Here is an 18,303-nt window from a genome sequence, read left to right as displayed (position 1 = left end):
TTCGGAGCGAGCCATCGCGCCGAGCTCAGGGCACCAGTTCGGCGCGATGGATCAGCGCCGCCGCGCCGATCAGCGGGCCGTCGCCGGAAAGGGCAGACGGCACCACGCGTACCCGGGTCGCGTAGGCGAACTGAACGCGCCGTGCGATTGCCTCTCGCGCGAAAGCAAGCAGGTCGGGAGTGACATTGGAGAAGCCGCCGCCAATGGCGACGAGGTCGAGGTCGAGCAGCGTCGCGGCCGAGGCGATCGCCTGGCCCAGCGCCCGGCCGCTGCGCGCAACCGCGGCCACCGCAACCGGGTCGGCGGTGGCGTAGGCCCGGGCCAGGTCTTCGCCCGACTCGCCGATGAACCCCCGCATGCGCGCCCAAGCCACGGTTTTCGGCCCGGAAGCGATCGCCTCGATGCAGCCGATGCCGCCGCAGGCGCAGGGGTCGTCAAAGCCGCCGACCTCGATGTGCCCGATATGGCCGGCGTTCCCGGTCGGACCCGACGCTGTGACGCCGCCGAGGATGAGACCGCCACCGATGCCGGTCGACACGATCATGCCCATCAGGTTGTCGACGCCCTGTCCGGCGCCGACCCAGTGTTCGGCGAGGGTGATGCACAGCCCGTCCATGCGCAGGCGCACGTCCAGTCCGGGAACGAGCGCGGCAACGAGGTCTTTCAGGGGGTAGCCGCGCCAGACCGGCAGGTTTAGCGGTGATACGGCCCCTTCCTGCAGATGGATCGGCCCCGCACAACCGATTCCGACCCCTACCAGGGGCGCGCCGAGGGGCAGCGCCGCGCGAGCCTGGGTTACCACGCTCGTGACAGCGACGGCCAGTTGCTCGCTCGACGTGCTTGCCCCGGTCGCTGCCCGGCGACGACTGGCGCCGAGCACGACGCCGCTGTCATCGACGAGGGCGGCCTCGACCTTGGTGCCGCCGACATCGACGGCGAGAACGAAACGGGGCCAGGCGGAGCTGTTCATTCATCGATCGTACTGGGGCCCAGCCCGGCCGCTTCGACGGTCCGTGTCTGCTCACATGAGCAATAATTCCCACGTGTGTTGATTCACGGGGCTGGTCACCGTAGGCTGGGCGCGAACGATTGGACCGCGACACCACCATGAGCAACACCGACGAACTTCTGTCCATCCGCGCGGCCGAGCTTTACTACGAAGAAAACCAGACCCAGGACGAGATCGGTGTGATTTTGCGCCTGACCCGCTGGAAGGTCGGCCGGCTGCTCGCGAGCGCCAAGGCGAACGGTTTCATCCGGATTGAGATCGTGCACCCGCGTGCCCGCCGGCTGCCTATCGAACGTCGGCTGCGCGAATCGACCGGGCTCACCGACGCGATCGTGGTCTCCTCCGCCGGGGTGTCGACTGACGCCGAACTGCAGTCGCGCACCGCGCAGGCCGCCGCCGACTATCTCACGAGCCTCCGGCCTATTCCGCGCACCCTCGGGATCAGCTGGGGTCGTACCCTGCACGACGTCTCCCTGCACCTGAAACAGGGCTGGGCTCCAGGGGTGAACGTGGTGCAGATCAATGGCGGCGTCAGCCTGAACCAGCGCACCGGCACCGCGGCATCCACTGCGGTGACCATCGCCCACAAAGCCGACGGTTCGGCCACCCTGCTGCCGAGCCCCGCCATCTTCGAGCGCCTCGAAACCAAGCAGGCGATGGAAACCGACCGCACCGTCGCCGGGGTGCTCGCCCTGGCCCGCAACGCACAGGCCTTCCTCTTCAGCGCTGGCCAGGCGGATGCGAATTCCGCCCTCGTCGACAGCGGCTACCTCACCGTCGAACAGATCAACGAGCTCGTCGCCCGCGGCGCCGTCGGCGACGTCGTCGGCCGCTACATCGACCAGCATGGCTGCATCGTCGACCCCGAACTCAACGAGCGCACGGTCGGTATTCAGATCGACCAGTTGCGCCGTGCCCCACTCACCATCGCGGTCATCTCCGGAAGGACCAAGCACACCATCGCCCGCGCCGTCGTGCGCAACGGACTGTGCACCGTGCTAGTGACCGACGAAGACACCGCGAACGCCCTGCTTCAGGAAAAGGACACTCCATGACCAGTACCCCTTTGGCCACCTACCAGCCCGATCAGCGCGGCCTCGCGCTGATCGGCGGGGAGGCCACCGACGCCAACCTGCGCCGGTACCTGCACGGGATCCCCGGAATCGACGCGGTCGGCCTCGAAGCTCGCGCCGCCGACCTCGGCACCCGCTCGATCAAAACCAGCTCCAAACGCTGGGCCATCGACACCATCATCGGCCTGATCGACCTCACCACCCTGGAGGGCGCTGACACCCCCGGCAAGGTGCGTTCCCTCGTCGCCAAGGCACTCGTGCCCGACCCGGGCGACCCCGGCTGCCCCCGTGTTGCCGCGGTCTGTGTCTACGGCGACATGGTGGGCGCCGCCGTCACGGCCCTCGGTTCGGCCCACGCCGCCGGAGGTACGGCGGGAGGCGAGGTTCAGCGAGTACGTGTCGCCGCGGTCGCGACCGCCTTTCCAAGCGGCCGGGCGTCCCTCGCAATCAAACTCGCCGACGTGCGCGACGCCGTCGCGGCCGGTGCCGACGAGATCGACATGGTCATCGACCGCGGAGCGTTCCTGGCCGGCCGATTCGGCCAGGTCTACGACGAAATCGTCGCCGTGAAGGACGCCTGCCGGCGCGCTGACGGGTCGATGGCCCACCTCAAGGTGATCCTCGAGACCGGCGAACTAAACACCTACGACAATGTGCGCCGAGCCTCCTGGCTGGCCATCCTGGCCGGCGGCGACTTCATCAAGACCTCCACCGGCAAGGTGGCCCCGGCCGCGACGCTTCCGGTGACGCTGTCGATGCTCGAGGTCGTGCGCGACTGGCACCGCCTCACCGGCGTGCGCATCGGAGTGAAGCCGGCCGGAGGTATCCGCACCTCCAAGGACGCGATCAAGTACCTCGTCACGGTCGCCGAAACGGTGGGGGAGGAGTGGCTCACGCCGCACCTGTTCCGCTTCGGTGCCTCCAGCCTGCTGAACGACGTGCTGCTGCAGCGCCAAAAGATGACGACCGGGCACTACTCCGGCCCCGACTACGTGACGATTGACTAGGGAACGACCATGAAATTTCTCGACTACGCCCCCGCCCCAGAGTCGCAGGCCCTGCTCAACCTTAAAAGTGACTACGGCCTGTTCATCAACGGCGAGTTCACCGCCGGCCGCGGCACACCGTTCCAGACCATAAATCCGGCGACCGAACAGCAGATCGCGATGATCGCCACCGCCAACGAAGCGGATGTCGACGCTGCCGTTTCGGCCGCCCGCCGCGCCTACAACGGTGTCTGGTCCCGCCTGTCCGGCAGCGACCGGGGCAAGTACCTGTTTCGCATCGCCCGCCTGGTGCAGGAGCGCGCCCGCGAACTCGCCGTCGCCGAAACCCTCGACAACGGCAAGCCGATCAAGGAAACCCGCGACGTCGACATCCCCCTCGTCGCCGCCTGGTTCTTCTATTACGCCGGCTGGGCTGACAAGCTCGACCACGCCGGAGTCGGCCCGAACCCGTCCTCACTCGGCGTCGCCGCCCAGGTCATTCCGTGGAATTTTCCGCTCATGATGCTCGCCTGGAAGATCGCCCCGGCGCTCGCCGCCGGCAACACCGTCGTGCTCAAGCCCGCCGAAACGACCTCCCTCACCGCGCTCCTGTTCGCTGAGATTCTGCAACAGGCAGACCTGCCTGCCGGCGTCGTCAACATCATCACCGGCGACGGCAGCACGGGGCAGGCGCTGGTCAACCACCCCGGCGTGAACAAGGTTGCCTTCACCGGGTCGACCTCGGTCGGCCGGGCCATCGCCCGCTCGGTCGCCGGTACCGACAAGAAGCTCAGCCTCGAACTCGGCGGTAAGGGTGCGAACATCGTCTTCGACGATGCCCCGATCGATCAAGCCGTCGAGGGCATCGTGCGCGGCATCTTCTTCAACCAAGGCCACGTCTGCTGCGCGGGCAGCCGACTTCTCGTGCAGGAAAGCATCCACGACGACGTCATCGACCGGCTCAAGCGCCGCATGCAGACCCTGCGCCTGGGCGACCCGCTCGACAAGAACACCGATATCGGCGCCATCAACAGCGCCGAACAGCTGGCCCGCATTCGGGAGCTCTCCGATCTTGGCCAGCAGGAAGGCGCCGAACGTTGGAGTGCCGACTGCGAAATTCCGGAGAACGGTTTCTGGTTCGCGCCAACCATCTTCACCAACGTGTCCACCAGTCACCGCATCGCTCGCGACGAGATTTTCGGCCCGGTGCTCTCCGTACTGACCTTCCGAACCCCGGCCGAGGCCATCGCGAAGGCGAACAACACCCCCTACGGCCTCTCCGCCGGGATCTGGAGCGACAAGGGCAGTCGTATCCTCGCTATCGCCGACAAGCTGCGCGCCGGCGTGATCTGGGCGAACACGTTTAACCAGTTCGACCCATCCAGCCCGTTCGGCGGTTACAAGGAGAGCGGATACGGCCGCGAGGGCGGCCGTCACGGCCTCGCAGCCTACCTCAAGCCCGCCGTGCGTTCCGGGTCGCGATCGCTTGCCGCAGCCGATCATGCCACGACACCCGGCAGCAAGAAGTCCGCATCCGCCAGCAAGAAGTCCGCATCCGCAGAGAAGGCCGCCAAGTGAACCGCCTCGCCATTCCCAAGACCTACAAGCTTTACATCGGCGGCAAGTTTCCGCGCAGCGAATCCGGCCGCGTCTACGAGGTGCTCTCGCACAAGGGCGATTTTCTGGCCAATGCAGCGAAGGGCAGCCGCAAGGATGCCCGCGACGCCGTTGTCGCCGCCCGCAGTGCCCTCCCCGGCTGGGCCGGCGCCACGGCCTACAACCGCGGGCAGGTGCTCTACCGCATCGCCGAACTGCTCGAGGGCCGCCGGGTACAGTTCATCGACGAGATCGAGAGCAGCGAGGGAGTGAACGCCGCCGCAGCGAGTGCCCAGGTCGACGAGGCCATCGACCGGTGGGTCTGGTACGCCGGCTGGGCCGATAAATACGTGCAGGTCACCGGCAATGCCAACCCGGTCTCCGGCCCGTTCTTCAACCTGTCGGTGCCCGAACCGACCGGCGTCGTCGCGATAATCGCGCCGCAGGGCCGTGAATCGTTACTCGGACTGGTGAGTGCGATTGCTCCGGCCCTCGTTGCCGGCAACACCGTCGTCGTCGTCGCCAACGAGAACGCTCCGCTGTCGGCGATCAGCCTCGGTGAGGTGCTCGCCACGAGCGACGTGCCCGGTGGGGTGGTCAATATCGTGACCGGTTCCCCGGCCGAGATAGCCCCGTGGCTGGCCAGCCACGCCGACGTGAACGCCCTCGACCTGATCGGTGCCGGCGACCTGGACTGGGTAGAGCTGCAGATCAGCGCAGCCGACACGCTCAAGCGGGTGCTCCTTCCCGAAGCAGGAGCGGATGCCGCCGCCCCGGCGCTGAATCGCATCCTCGCCTTCACCGAACTGAAAACGGTCTGGCACACTAAAGCCGTTCTCTAAATCGGAGGCATGGAACGATACTCAGCCGGGGGCCAAGAGAACGGGATAAACTCCGCCGCATGACTTTACGCAGAGCACTTGTCACCGGCGCAACGGGCTACATTGGCGGACGCCTCGTACCAAAGCTCCTGGAAGCCGGCTTCACGGTGCGGGTGCTCGTGCGCACCCCGTCCAAGCTGCGCGATGTGCCCTGGGCCGACCAGGTGGAGGTCGTGCAGGGTGACCTCGGCGACCTGCCCTCCGTGCATCGCGCCTGCGCCGATATCGACGTGCTCTACTACCTCGTGCACTCGATGGGCGCGGCCGGTGACTTCGAGAAAACCGAGCACCTGGCCGCCGAGAACGTCGCCCACGCTGCTGCCGCAGCCAACGTTCGGCGCATCGTCTACCTCGGCGGTCTGCACCCCGACACCGACACGCTTTCGGCCCACTTGCACTCCCGCAGGGAGGTCGGTCGCATTTTGCTCGCCAGCGAGGTACCGACCATCGCCTTCCAGGCCGGCGTGGTCATCGGTTCCGGCTCGACCTCCTTCGAGATGATCCGCCACCTCACCGACGTGCTGCCGTACATGCCCGCGCCCAAGTGGGTACGCAACAAGATCCAGCCGATCGCCGTGCGTGACGTGCTCTACTACCTGCAGGCCGCGGCCGATCTGGCGCCCGAGGTGAACCGCACCTTCGACATCGGCGGCCCCGACGTGCTGCGCTATGGCCAGATGATGAACGGCTACGCCCTCGAAGCCGGTCTCAAGCAGCGGGCGATCGCCGCGCTGCCCGTGCTGACCCCGTGGCTGGCCTCGCAGTGGGTGAACCTGGTCACACCGATCCCGCGCAACCTCGCCATCCCCATCATCGCCTCGCTGCAATATGACTGCGTCGTGCACGAGAGCGACGTCGACAAGTACATCCCCAAGCCGGAGGGCGGTCTCACCGGCTATCGACGCGCGGTGCGCCTCGCGCTCGGCCGCATGCGCGATGGCGACATCGAGACCAGCTGGCGCAACTCCTCGATCGAGGGTGCGTCGAGCAACCCGCTGCCGAGCGACCCGGACTGGGCCGGCCATGCCGTCTTCACCGACCTGCGGGAGAAGTTCACACCCGCGGCTCCGGCCGCGCTCTGGCGGGTCATTGAAAGCATTGGCGGTGAAAACGGCTGGTACTCCTTTCCGCTCGCCTGGGCGGTGCGCGGCCTGATGGACAAGGTCGTGGGCGGTGTGGGCCTGCGACGCGGCCGCCGCAACCCCGACCATCTGCATAACGGGGAGGTGCTCGACTTCTGGCGGGTCGAACAGATCGACCACGGCAGTTTTCTGCGACTTCGCGCCGAAATGCGTGTTCCCGGCCGAGCCTGGCTCGAAATGAGCGTCACGCCAACGGATGCCGGCGGCTCGCTCTACCGGCAGCGCGCGATTTTCTTCCCCCGCGGCCTCGGCGGTCGACTGTACTGGGCGGTCATCTTTCCGTTCCACGGCATTATCTTCGAGGGCATGGCCACCCGCATCACGGCGGCAGCGGTGGTGGAACGCGAGGCGGAGACGGGGCATCCGCTCACCGCAGTTTCTGGTTCGTAACGACCGCCGACATGCGGGTAGAACGTGCGTATAGGCTGGGAATTCTGGCGGCCTGGCCCGGTTCGGGGCATGATGGTTTACAAGTAGGAGGCCACTATGTCAGTTTCTCTCGCCTTTTTGGGAGACGGCCTCATTGAGGGCGGTCAGTGGGAGGAATGGTTCCCGGAGCACGTCGTGCACAACCTGGCCGCGAGCGGAAACACTACCGATGAGGTGATATCCCAGCTTGATCAGGTGATTGAGCTGCGGCCCGACGCCATCATAATCGGGGTCGGAACCAATGACCTCGGCTGGCGCAAATCCGACGAATACGTTGTGCGCAACCTCGAAACCATCCTGCACACTCTGCGCCGCGCGCTGCCGGAGACCCGCATCATGGTTCAGTCGGTGCTGCCGCGCGGGCAGGATTTCGCTTCGACCATTCGTTCCATCAACCGGCACGTCTGGCAGTACGCCCCCACCCAGCACGTGCAGTACCTCGACCTGTGGCCGGCGCTTGCCCTGCCAGACGGCGAGCTCGATCCGGCGCTCGGTATCGACCGCCTGCACCTGAATCCGGCGGGCTACGCGGCCTGGCTGGCCGAACTGAAGCCCGGGCTGGAGACATTGTTCGAACGCCCGCCCTCGACGACGTCCATACCCATCCAGCACGCCTGAGCCGAACACGACTCATCCCGATCCAACTCGCCGGGGCCGGCCAGGCGGGAGCTCCGGCCCTGCACGCTCGGCTGCCAACACGCTCGGTAGAGTGGAGTCATGCTCCGATCGGTTCGCCCCGCCCTTGTCGTGCTGCTCGGTGCGCTGATCATCGGGGGAGGCGTGCTCGCCTTGGCCCCGACCGCGCAGGCCGCGGTTCTCACACCGGCGAGCACCAGCACCGGCACCATCCTGGGCGCCGACGCCAACGACTTCAGCTTTGACTCCTTCGACGCGCAGTACGAGCTCGGGCTCGATGCCGATGGTCGCTCGACGTTGACCACCGTCGAAACGATTGTGGCCCGATTTCCCGAAACCGACCAGAACCGCGGTATCCGCCGCGCCATCCCTACGCACTACCAGGGCCACCCCACCGACATCGCGATCGACGGCGTCACCGATGAGAATGGAACGCCGCGCGGTTTCGACACGGAGACCACCAGCGAAGACCGGAACCAGGAGTTTCTCGACGTGACAATTACCGCCGACGACTTCGTGCACGGCGCGCAGACCTACGTGATCACCTACGAGCAGTCCAACGTGACCCTCTACCCCTCCGACGCGAACACCGAAGAGTTCTACTGGGACGTGAACGGCACCGGGTGGGACCAGACGTTCGGGCTGGTCACGGCGGCGGTACGGTTCGATCCGGCGCTGGTCGATCGGCTGACAGGCTCCCCGCTGTGTTTCCAGGGACCGGAGGGTTCCGACACAGCGTGTGAGAGCATCCGCTCGACCGGTTCGTCGACGGAGCCGGCCGTGAGCGCGCTCGCCACCAATCTCAGCGCGCGGGAGAACCTCACCGTCGTCGTGTTGTTCGAGCCGGGTACCTTCGTGCCGAGGGACGAGTCCTTCACCGCCAACGCATTCCCGAGTGTGGGGCTGGTCGGCGCCATTGCAAGCCTGTTGACGGCGCTCGCCGCCGGTCTGCTCCGGGCCACCCGCTGGCGGAGCGCCCTCGGCCGGTTCACGATCATCGCCGAATACCTGCCGCCCCGGGGTGTGAACCTGCTCACCTCTGGCGATGTCAGCGGCACCGCCAGCAAGGCCATGGCCGCCCAGTTCATCAGCTTCGCGGTGCGGGGCAACGTGCGCATTCTTGAGGCGGGTGACAAGAAGAGCCACTTTCTGCTCGAATTCGTGCACGCCGACGGGGTCGATGAGACTGAGAGCCGCATTCTTGGCAAGCTCTTTCCCGGCCTGCAGTCCGGCGACCAGCGAGACCTGAAGAAGAAGAGCATCTCGCTGAGCAAGTCGCTGCAGAAGGAACGCCTGGCTGCGCGGGCGCAATCCCTGCGGCTGGGGCTGCGGGAGAAGAAAGACAACGGGCTGCGGGCCTGGTTGTTCGTGCTCGCGGTCGTGAGCGCTGGCGTTGCGCTGGCGGGAAGCCTCGGCGCCGTCATCACCGTCGTGGGCGGTTTGTGGCCGTTGCTGATCATTGCCGTGGCGATCATAAGCGCGGTGGGCACGTTCGTGTTTGCCGGCAATTTGGCACCGCTGACCGACAGCGGTGCTGAACTCCGTGACTATCTGAAGGGCGTCAAGTTGTATATAGGTCTCGCCGAAGCCGATCGGCTGCGAGTATTGCAGAGTCCGGAGGGAGCCGTGCGCTCCGTTTATCGGCCGGAGAATGCACGCCCCGATCTGACCCAGCGCACCGATACAGCGGATGCCCCCTCCGTTCAGATCGTGAAACTCTACGAACGTGTGCTTCCCCTGGCGGTGTTGTTCGGACAGGAGAAAGACTGGTCCGGCGTTCTCGGCCAGTACTACGCCGAAAGCAACACCCAGCCTGTCTGGTATTCGGGGTCCGGAATGTTCCAGGCGGCTTACTTCGCCGGTGCGATCAGCACGTTCTCGACCGCCACTTCGGCGTCGTGGTCGGGCAGTGCCACGAGTTCCTCAAGTTCCGGTGGGGGCGGTGGTGGTTTCTCGGGTGGAGGAGGAGGCGGCGGCGGCGGAGGGGGCGTCTGATGGGCACTCCAGCCGCACCGACCTTCACCCGCTCGGCCCTCGCGCCGGGTCTGCTCGGCGCCATCGTTCTGCTCGCCGGGCTCGCACTCCTCGACAGCGAGAGTTTCATCATCATCCGCTATGCGGTCAGCATTCTCGCGCTCATTATTTGCGTCTTCGTGATTCAGGCACGGTCCTGGTACTGGCTGATCGGCCTCGTTCCGATGGCCGTGCTGTGGAACCCGGTCGTGATCCTCGACCTCAGCGGGCAGGGGTGGGTTTCAGCGCAGTTCATCGCGGCCATCGTTTTCATCGTGGTCGGACTGCGCACCAAGGTGCCGGTTCGCAAGGAATGAACGAAGGCGTAGACTACTATCGCGTTGTGAGAACCGGGTCAGGTCTCTACCGTGCGCTCGCATTCGGTGACATTACCCGTTGAATGGGTTGATTCGACGGCACCACCGCTGCGACAGCATCCGCTTGACTATGGGTTTGGCGTCATGATCAGGGCCCGTGCTGTGTTTTGTGACTCGATTGTTTCGGCACATCGCGGAAACCATCGGTGGAATGCAGCGTTCCGGTAACACCAGAAGGCCGTGACCGGCACGCGTGGACAGGTACAGCCGGTATCCGTACCGTGCTGCTTCGAAGTGGAGAACAATGGCTTACACCCGCACCGATGCCTCGGGCAGCCGGAACAACCTGGGTCGCAATGGAGCTACCCGCAATCGCGCTCACCCGCGTTCCCGCGACGACGACGCGCCCATTATCCCGATTCTTGCCCGTAAGGTGCGCGAGGTCGAGGCGAAGGCGCAGTCCGGCACCAAACTCGGCCCAACGAACCGCACCAAGTACCAGGTCATCGCCCTGCTCATGCGCGAGGAACGCGCCCGAGTCAAGGGAGACAAAGAGCTTTCCGACGCCAACCGTGCCGAGTTACTCAAACGCCTCGACGGCATCGCCCAGATCCTGGCCAAGACCGCGGCCAGGGACACAAGTCTGATCACCCTGCTCGAGCCCGACGCCGGCGTCTCCACTGTTGCCCAGCGTTTTCGCCGCGACTGGCTGCTCGAGTCCGGGGCCGAGCTGAGCCCCGACGAACTCATCATCACCCGGGAGCCCGAAGCGGTACCGGTCGTCTTGCAAAATCAGGTCATCCCGCAGTCCGTAAAGGCGAGGCAACTGGCCAACCCGTTCCTCGCCCCCGACTTCAGCGCCGCAACCCAGCCGGTCGTGCACCCGCGGCGGCTCGCCAACTGGGAACTGCTCGGTCCCCTCTTCAAATCCTTCGAGTACGGCTCAGGCGGCCAGGCGGCCAGCATGGACATGCCCGAGGCGCCCCGCCTTGACCGGCTCTCCCCGAACGGGATGGAGCTCATGCGGCACCAGGCCCGCTTCATCGAGAGCGCCAGGCTGGGGCACCGCAGCTATCTGCTCGCCGACGAGCCGGGCCTCGGCAAGACGGCGCAAAGCCTGCTAGCGGCATCCGTTGCAAACGCATACCCACTGTTGGCCATCGTGCCTAACGTAGTGAAGATGAACTGGGCCCGGGAAGTGGAACTGTGGACGCCGAACCGGCGGGCCACCGTCATCCACGGTGACGGCGACACCCTCGATGCCTTCGCCGACGTCGTCGTGGTGAACTACGACGTGCTCGACCGGCACCTGGCCTGGCTCGGCACCCTCGGGTTCCAGGGCATGGTCGTCGACGAAGCGCACTTCATCAAGAATTTGTCCTCCCAGCGGTCCAAGCACGTGCTCTCGCTGGCCGACCAGATTCGTCGCCGCACCCCGGGCGGTAACCCGCTGCTGATGGCCCTCACCGGTACCCCTCTCATCAACGACGTCGACGATTTTCGCGCCATCTGGCAGTTCCTCGGCTGGATCGACGGTGACAAACCGGCCCCCGCGCTGCTGAAACGCCTGGAAGAGACCGGACTGACCCCGGCCGACATGGGTTTCTACAAGGAAGCCCGCGCCGCTGTCATCGACATGGGCATCGTGCGTCGACGCAAGGTCGATGTTGCCGCCGATCTGCCGGCCAAGCGCATTGCTGACCTGCCGGTAGAACTCGACGACGACCTCGGCCGATCCATCCGCCAGGCCGAGCGCGAGCTCGGCGCGCGCCTGGTCGCCCGCTACCAGGCGCTCGTCGCCGCCCGGCATGCCGGCTCAGGCGGTCCGGCCGTACCCGACGAAGACCAGAGGGATGCCTACATTCGCGCCGTCGCCCACGCCGAACTCGAGGATTCCAAGGGCCAGAAAACCGGCGAGAACGTCTTCACGATGGTGCGCAAGATCGGCCAAGCCAAGGCCGGCCTTGCGGCCGACTACGCCGCGCAACTGGCCCGGTCGGTGGGCAAGGTCGTGTTCTTCGCCAAACACATTGATGTCATGGACACGGCCGAGGAGATCTTCGCCAAGCGCGACCTGCGCACGGTCTCGTTGCGCGGCGACCAGAGCGCACTGGCCCGCCAGGCTGCGATCGACTCGTTCAACAACGATCCCGACGTCGCGATCGCGGTGTGCTCGCTGACCGCGGCCGGTGTCGGCGTCAACCTGCAGTCCGCATCGAACGTCGTGCTCGCCGAACTGAGCTGGACCGCGGCCGAGCAGACCCAGGCCATCGACCGGGTGCACCGCATCGGCCAGGACGAGCCGGTCACCGCGTGGCGAATCATCGCCGCGCACACCATCGACGCGCGTATCGCCGACTTGATCGGCAGCAAGCAGGGCCTCGCAGCGCGGGCCCTCGATGGTTCCCAGGAAGAGTACTCGTCGGCCGATTCGGTGCAGGCGAGCGCCCTCATATACGTGCTCACCCAGGCCCTCGACGGAAAGCTGTAGACCGCATGAAGATCGGTATTCTCACCAGCGGCGGCGACTGCCCCGGACTCAACGCGGTCATTCGCGGTGCCGTGCTCAAGGGTGTGCGCACCCACGACTTCGAGTTCATCGGAATCCGCAACGGCTGGCGCGGGCTCGTGCAGAACGAGTTCATGCCCCTCGATCGTCACAGCGTGCGCGGCCTGTCGCGTCAGGGCGGCACCATCCTGGGCAGTTCCCGCACGAACCCGTTCGAGGGTGAGAACGGTGGCCCGGAAAACATCCAGCGCACGCTCGACGCCAACGGGATCGACGCCGTGATCGCGATCGGCGGCGAGGGCACCCTCACCGCCGCGCACCGCCTCACCGAGGCCGGCCTGAACATCGTCGGCGTACCCAAGACCATCGACAACGACCTCGAGGCCACTGACTACTCCTTCGGCTTCAACACCGCCGTCGAGATTGCCACCGAGGCCATCGACCGCCTGCGCACCACCGCTGAATCTCACGGCCGCTGCATGGTCGTCGAGGTCATGGGGCGCCACGTCGGCTGGATCGCGCTGCACTCCGGAATGGCCGGCGGCGCACACGCCATCCTCATTCCCGAGCAACCCAAGTCGATCGAGCAGATCTGCGACTGGGTCGAGCACGTGCGGGACCGCGGCCGTGCACCAGTCATCGTCGTCTCGGAGGGTTTTCTGCTCTCCAACATGGAGAAGGCGCATTCCACCAAAGGCCTCGACGCTTTTCATCGTCCTCGCCTCGGCGGAATCAGCGAGGTCATCGCGCCGCTCATCGAGGAACGTACCGGTGTCGAGAGCCGAGCGACCGTTCTCGGTCACACCCAGCGCGGCGGCGCCCCCTCGGCCTACGACCGCGTACTCGCCACCCGTCTCGGCATGGGCGCAGTCGACGCTATCCATAACTCGCAGTGGGGGTCGATGGTGTCGTTGCGCGGCACCGAGATCGACGTCGTGAGCATTGCCTCGGCCACCATCGGCCTCAAGCGGGTGTCACCGGCCCGCTACGACGAGGCCGCCGTACTGTTTGGCTAGGCCCCCGCACGCGGATCAGGCGAGCTTGGCCTGCACCTGGGCGAGCGAGGGGTTGGTCGCCGCCGAACCATCGGGGTAGAGAATCGTCGGCACGGTCTGGTTGCCGTTGTTCAGGCTCATCACGAGCTCCGGTGTGCCGTCGACCTTCTCGATGTTCACCTCGGTGTACCCGATACCGGCGGTGTCGAGCTGCTTCTTCAACCGTTTGCAGTAGCCGCACCAGTCGGTCGTGAACATGGTGATGGTTCCAGAAGCGGGTACAAAGTCCATACCTTGACCATAGCGGAGCTGCCTTGGAGTCCACTCCGTGCCCCTCTTGTTGAACGAGCGTTAAGATAAAGCAGTGACTTTGCCCCAGGTATGCGTGTGCTACCTCACCCGACTATCTCCCGAAGGCAACCGGCAGGTCCTGCTGGGGCGCAAGAAGAAAGGCCTCGGCTTGGGCAACATCGTCGGCCTCGGCGGCAAGCTCGAAATCGGTGAGAGTGCGGTGGATGCCGCGGTGCGCGAAATCGAGGAAGAGTCGGGTCTGGTGGTGGCGGCATCCGCTCTGACCGAACTGGGGTATCTCACCTATCTGTTTCCGCACCGCGAGGAGTGGAGTCAGGAGTCGACCGTGTTCATCTGCGACGAGTGGTCGGGCACCCCGCGGGAATCGAACGAACTGAACCCCCTGTGGTTCGACGTCGCACGCCTGCCGGTCGATGAGATGTGGGACGATGCCCGCCACTGGCTGCCGGGCGTGCTCGCCGGCGTTCCAGTGCGCGCCACATTCACGTTCGGTGCCGACCTGAAAAGCGTGGTGTCTCGTGCCTGAATTCAGTCTCATCATCGTGGTGGTCATTGCTCGCCCTCATCTTTGACTTCACCAACGGGTTCCACGACACCGCGAACGCCACGGCCACCCCGATCGCGACCGGGGCGATGAAGCCCAGGGTTGCTGTTGGTGTCGCTGCCATTCTCAACCTGGTCGGGGCGTTTCTTTCTACCGAGGTTGCACGTACGTATCGGGCGGCATCATTCGGGAGGGTGACGGCGGGGTGCTAATCACCCCCGAAGTCATCTTTGCCGGTCTGATCGGCGCGACAGTCATTTGGCCACGATCCTCGCCTCGAGCCATCTTGGACTCGTCCTCTCCACAACGCAGGTTGCTTCCGGTTCGGTGATCGGTTCGAGCCTTAACCGCCGCGGCTCGACGATTCGCTGGGGAATGGCCGGACGAATCGCGCTCGGCTGGGCGCTGACGCTGCCGGCCTCGGCGACCATGGGCGCGTTCGCTGCCGCTTTGGCCCTGCTCGGCCCGGTTGGCATCGTGCTCGACATGGTGATCGGAACGAGGCCACCCTGCTCGTGAGCCTGTACTCCCTCGGCCTTCGCCCGCTCACCACGGCCGGTCGCATCCCGCTGGTCGAGCCGCATGAGTTCACCGGTGCTATCACCGTGCTAACCCCGAAGAAGGCCGCGAAGCGGCTGAAACGGGCACGGAATGCGGCTGCGGCGAATCCATTGACGCCCGGGATGAAGCGCCTGGCCGTGTACACCGGCTGCGCCTGCTGCGCCTGCTTCGCCTGCTGCGCCTGCTTCGACAAGCGCAGCCCGTCGTCGACGGGCTCGACCAACGAGACCGGGACGACCCGAGACCGGATGGCCAACGCGACGACCGCAACTAGACGCAACCGTGCCGCTGTTCGCGCGGTAGGTTCGCGGTCTTTGCTAGGCGGTCTTGCGCACCCGGCCGAGCCAGGTCATCAGGTGGTAGATCACGATGGCCGCGACCGTTCCGAGCGCGATACCGTTGAAGCTGAGCGTTCCGGCATTGAGAGTAAAGTCGGCGATGCCGATCACAAGAGCGGTCGCGGCCGTGAACTGATTCACCGGCTTGGAGAAGTCGACCTTGTTGTCGAGCCAGATCTTCACGCCGATGACACCGATCAGGCCATAGAGCGCCGTGGTGACACCGCCGAGCACACCTTCAGGGATCGTGAAGATGATCGCACCGACCTTGGGGGAGAGGCCGAGCAGGATGGCGACGATTCCGGCCACCCAGTAGGCCGCGGTGGAGTAGATGCGGGTCGCCGCCATGACGCCGATGTTCTCGCCGTAGGTCGTGGTGCCGCTACCGCCGCCGAAACCGGCGAGCATGGTGGCCAACCCGTCGGCGAGCAGGGCCCGCCCGGTGAGTCGGTTCACCTTCGCATCCGTCATTTGGGCTACACCCTTGATATGGCCGACGTTCTCGGCGATGAGCACGAGAACGACCGGGAGAAAGGCGGGAAGCACGCCGAAGACGGCGGCCGGGTTCTCAAACGGGTTGGCCGGCGCAGTGAATGGCGGCAGGCCGATCCAGGCGGCATCGACAACCCGGCTGAAGTCGACCTCGCCCAAGAAGACCGCCGCGACGTATCCCACGAGAACACCGAGAAAAATCGACAGCCGACCGAGAATTCCGCGAAACAGCACGGCGCACAAAATCACAGCGCCGAGGGTGATGAGGGCGGTGAGCGGTGCCTTCTCGAAGTTGGCCTTGGCGACCGGGGCAAGGTTGAAGCCGATGAGCGCGACGATGGCGCCCGAGACGATCGGCGGCATGAGCCGATCGATCCAGCCGGTGCCGGTGAGCTGAACGACGACGCCGACCAGGGCGAGCAACCCGCCGACGACCAGGATTCCGAAAAGGGCGCTGCCCATTCCAGCAGAGGCCGTTGCCGCGGTGATCGGTGCGATGAACGCAAACGACGATCCAAGATAGCTGGGTAATTGATTGCCGGTGATCAGCAGAAACAGCAGGGTTCCAATGCCGGAGAACAGCAGCGTCGTGCTCGGCGGAAAGTCAGTGAGCAGCGGCACCAGAAACGTCGCGCCGAACATGGCGACGACGTGCTGCGAGCCGATACCGATGGTCAGTGGCCAGCTCAGTCGTTCGCCCGGGCCGACGACCTCCTGTGCCCCGACCGATTTACCGTCGCCGTGCAGGGTCCAGGGCAGTGCCATGTGATTCTCATTTCGTCTGTTGCGTGAGCACTGTCGAGCGTAGTCGAGCTGTGGCCTGTGCGAATCACCACCATTCCGGGTCAGCACCAGCCCGCGCAAGCATGATTCCGAGCCGGCACAGCGGAATAGACTCGACGGCATGAGTCAACTCGCTGATCCGACTACCACGGCGGGTCTCGAGGTGCGTGTATCCACCGGCCTGCTGCGCGGGGTGCGCGAGCGCGGAGTGCTCGCGTGGCGGGGCGTCCCCTACGCGGCCGCCCCGGTCGGTGACCTGCGTTTTCGCGCCCCGCAGCCGGCACTCGCCTGGTGCGGCGTGCGAGACGCAAGCGAGTGGGGCCTGATCGCCCCGCAGAGTCACAAAGGCCAGTTTCGCGGTGCTCACCCGCGGATTCCCCAGGGGGAGGACTGCCTCAATCTCAACGTGATCGCTCCCGACGAGCGGTTGCGCCCCGGCGCGCAACTGCAGGACGCCCTGCGTCCGGTGATGGTGTTCATCCACGGCGGCGCCTACAGCGTCGGCTCCAGCCGTGAGGTTCCGCGTCAGGGGGAGGGGCTCGTGCGGCGGGGCGGCATCGTCTACGTCAGCCTCAACTACCGTCTGGGAGCCCTCGGGTACCTCGATTTCTCCCGGTATGCCACGCCGGAGCATCCGTTTGAGAACAATCTGGGGCTGCGCGACCAGGTTGCGGCCCTGCAATGGGTGCGCGACAATATTCGCGCCTTCGGCGGCGACCCGGACGCCGTCACCCTGTTCGGTGAGTCGGCCGGCGGTAACGCGGTAACCACCCTGATGACCGTGCCGAGCGCGGCCGGCTTGTTCCATCGGGCAATCGCGCAGAGTGCGCCGCCGAACGCGGTGTACCCGAGTGAGCTCACCGCGCGCTGGGCGAGCGAATTCGTCGACAGCCTGGTCGACGCCCCCGGCCGGTACAGCGATGCCGACGCTGCCCGCCTGCTACTCGCGGCCGACCCGGCGTGGCTCGCCGTGGCGACGACGGCGCTGACGGTGCGCACGCCCGACCAGGACCCGGGCACGATTCCGCTCTGCCCCGTGATCGACGGCGATTTTCTGCCTGAGCGCCCGCTCGACGCCTTTCGGGATGGCCGGGCTGCGCGCATCCCGCTGATCATCGGCACGAACGCGCGGGAGGGCTCGCTATTCAGCGGGCGCATCGACATTCTCGCCACGACACCCCCGCGCATCCGCGCCATTTTCAAGAACACCAAGAAGAAGGCGAAGAAGGCGCTCAAGGCTCAGTATCCGGGCATACCCGCGCTGAGGGCAGCACTCGATTTCGGTGGCGACTACTCCTTCTGGTATCCGAGCGTGAAGGTCGGCGAGCGGCACTCCCGATACGCGCCGGTGTACTTCTACCGCTTCGATGCCGCGCCGCGACTGCTTCGACTGATGGGCCTCGATGCCACGCACGGCCTCGAACTTTTTCCGCTGTTCGACCGCCTCGACGGCTGGTTCGGTCGCGGCATGACTGCGCTCGGCGGACGTCGCGCCTTTCAGGACATCGGCACCCGAATGCAGGGCTGGTGGCTCGGCTTTGTGCACGGCGGGGTGCCATCGGCCGCGTGGCCGCATTACGACGAAGGCACCCGGGAAACCCTCATCATCGATCAGCAGGACCACGTCGAATCCGACCCGAATCGCGAACGACGCCTGGCCTGGGGCCGGTTCGTGCCGCACGTTTGA

15 protein-coding genes and 1 pseudogene are annotated in these 18,303 nt (G+C 65.9%); 13 read left to right on the top strand and 3 right to left on the bottom strand.

All coding sequences use genetic code 11. The features are described from left to right. Positions 1 to 25: 25 nt before the first annotated feature. Entirely contained in the window at positions 26 to 970 is a 945-nt protein-coding gene (locus E3T47_RS14825; protein ID WP_134556815.1) for an ROK family protein, read from the bottom strand. Between the two features lie 137 nt (positions 971 to 1,107). Between E3T47_RS14825 and E3T47_RS14820 the strand changes: the two genes are divergently transcribed. The 10 genes from E3T47_RS14820 (at position 1,108) to E3T47_RS14775 (ending at position 13,607) form a co-directional block, all read left to right on the top strand. Then, positions 1,108 to 2,064, top strand: a complete 957-nt coding sequence (locus E3T47_RS14820) for a sugar-binding transcriptional regulator (RefSeq protein ID WP_134556814.1) — start codon at positions 1,108 to 1,110, stop codon at positions 2,062 to 2,064. After that, entirely contained in the window at positions 2,061 to 3,089 is a 1,029-nt protein-coding gene (deoC, locus tag E3T47_RS14815) for a deoxyribose-phosphate aldolase (RefSeq protein WP_134556813.1), read from the top strand. The genes E3T47_RS14820 and deoC overlap by 4 nt, the downstream gene beginning before the upstream one ends. Before the next feature lie 9 nt (positions 3,090 to 3,098). Further along, positions 3,099 to 4,646, top strand: coding sequence for an aldehyde dehydrogenase family protein (locus E3T47_RS14810; RefSeq protein ID WP_134556812.1), 1,548 nt, complete (start codon positions 3,099 to 3,101; stop codon positions 4,644 to 4,646). Next, complete coding sequence (locus tag E3T47_RS14805; RefSeq protein WP_134556811.1) at positions 4,643 to 5,506, top strand: aldehyde dehydrogenase family protein; 864 nt, start codon at positions 4,643 to 4,645, stop codon at positions 5,504 to 5,506. Before E3T47_RS14810 ends, E3T47_RS14805 begins: the two co-directional genes overlap by 4 nt. A 59-nt stretch (positions 5,507 to 5,565) precedes the next feature. Further along, complete coding sequence (locus E3T47_RS14800; RefSeq protein ID WP_134556810.1) at positions 5,566 to 7,077, top strand: SDR family oxidoreductase; 1,512 nt, start codon at positions 5,566 to 5,568, stop codon at positions 7,075 to 7,077. A 96-nt stretch (positions 7,078 to 7,173) separates the two neighbouring features. Continuing rightward, positions 7,174 to 7,734, top strand: coding sequence for a GDSL-type esterase/lipase family protein (locus tag E3T47_RS14795; protein WP_134556809.1), 561 nt, complete (start codon positions 7,174 to 7,176; stop codon positions 7,732 to 7,734). A 99-nt stretch (positions 7,735 to 7,833) separates the two neighbouring features. After that, entirely contained in the window at positions 7,834 to 9,747 is a 1,914-nt protein-coding gene (locus tag E3T47_RS14790; protein WP_134556808.1) for a DUF2207 family protein, read from the top strand. Then, positions 9,747 to 10,082, top strand: coding sequence for a DUF6804 family protein (locus E3T47_RS14785; RefSeq protein WP_241982294.1), 336 nt, complete (start codon positions 9,747 to 9,749; stop codon positions 10,080 to 10,082). Before E3T47_RS14790 ends, E3T47_RS14785 begins: the two co-directional genes overlap by 1 nt. A gap of 304 nt (positions 10,083 to 10,386) precedes the next feature. Beyond that, positions 10,387 to 12,573, top strand: a complete 2,187-nt coding sequence (locus E3T47_RS14780; protein ID WP_134556807.1) for a DEAD/DEAH box helicase — start codon at positions 10,387 to 10,389, stop codon at positions 12,571 to 12,573. 5 nt (positions 12,574 to 12,578) lie between these two features. After that, positions 12,579 to 13,607 (top strand): 6-phosphofructokinase, encoded by a 1,029-nt coding sequence (locus E3T47_RS14775; RefSeq protein ID WP_134556806.1) that lies wholly within the window; start codon positions 12,579 to 12,581, stop codon positions 13,605 to 13,607. Between the two features lie 15 nt (positions 13,608 to 13,622). On the opposite strand, the gene E3T47_RS14770 is transcribed toward E3T47_RS14775, so the two are convergent. Continuing rightward, positions 13,623 to 13,877 carry a mycoredoxin gene (locus E3T47_RS14770; RefSeq protein ID WP_134556805.1) on the bottom strand — a complete coding sequence of 85 codons (255 nt, stop codon included), beginning with the start codon at positions 13,875 to 13,877 and terminating at the stop codon, positions 13,623 to 13,625. A gap of 73 nt (positions 13,878 to 13,950) precedes the next feature. Here E3T47_RS14770 and E3T47_RS14765 point away from each other — a divergent pair, with 73 nt between their 5' ends. After that, entirely contained in the window at positions 13,951 to 14,424 is a 474-nt protein-coding gene (locus E3T47_RS14765; RefSeq protein WP_134556804.1) for an 8-oxo-dGTP diphosphatase, read from the top strand. Next, positions 14,417 to 14,940, top strand: a pseudogene (locus E3T47_RS14760) (inorganic phosphate transporter); the annotation flags it as partial. The gene E3T47_RS14765 and the pseudogene E3T47_RS14760, both read left to right, overlap by 8 nt. A 380-nt stretch (positions 14,941 to 15,320) precedes the next feature. Here E3T47_RS14760 and E3T47_RS14755 read toward each other — a convergent pair. After that, positions 15,321 to 16,598 (bottom strand): uracil-xanthine permease family protein, encoded by a 1,278-nt coding sequence (locus tag E3T47_RS14755; RefSeq protein WP_134556803.1) that lies wholly within the window; start codon positions 16,596 to 16,598, stop codon positions 15,321 to 15,323. A 139-nt stretch (positions 16,599 to 16,737) separates the two neighbouring features. Between E3T47_RS14755 and E3T47_RS14750 the strand changes: the two genes are divergently transcribed. Further along, the gene (locus E3T47_RS14750) at positions 16,738 to 18,303 is read left to right on the top strand and encodes a carboxylesterase/lipase family protein (protein ID WP_134556802.1); all 1,566 of its coding nucleotides are present in this window, start codon (positions 16,738 to 16,740) and stop codon (positions 18,301 to 18,303) included.

This window comes from Cryobacterium ruanii (assembly GCF_004404055.1).
In the GTDB taxonomy this organism is placed as follows: domain Bacteria; phylum Actinomycetota; class Actinomycetes; order Actinomycetales; family Microbacteriaceae; genus Cryobacterium; species Cryobacterium ruanii.
This window is presented reverse-complemented; position numbering and strand designations above follow the sequence as displayed.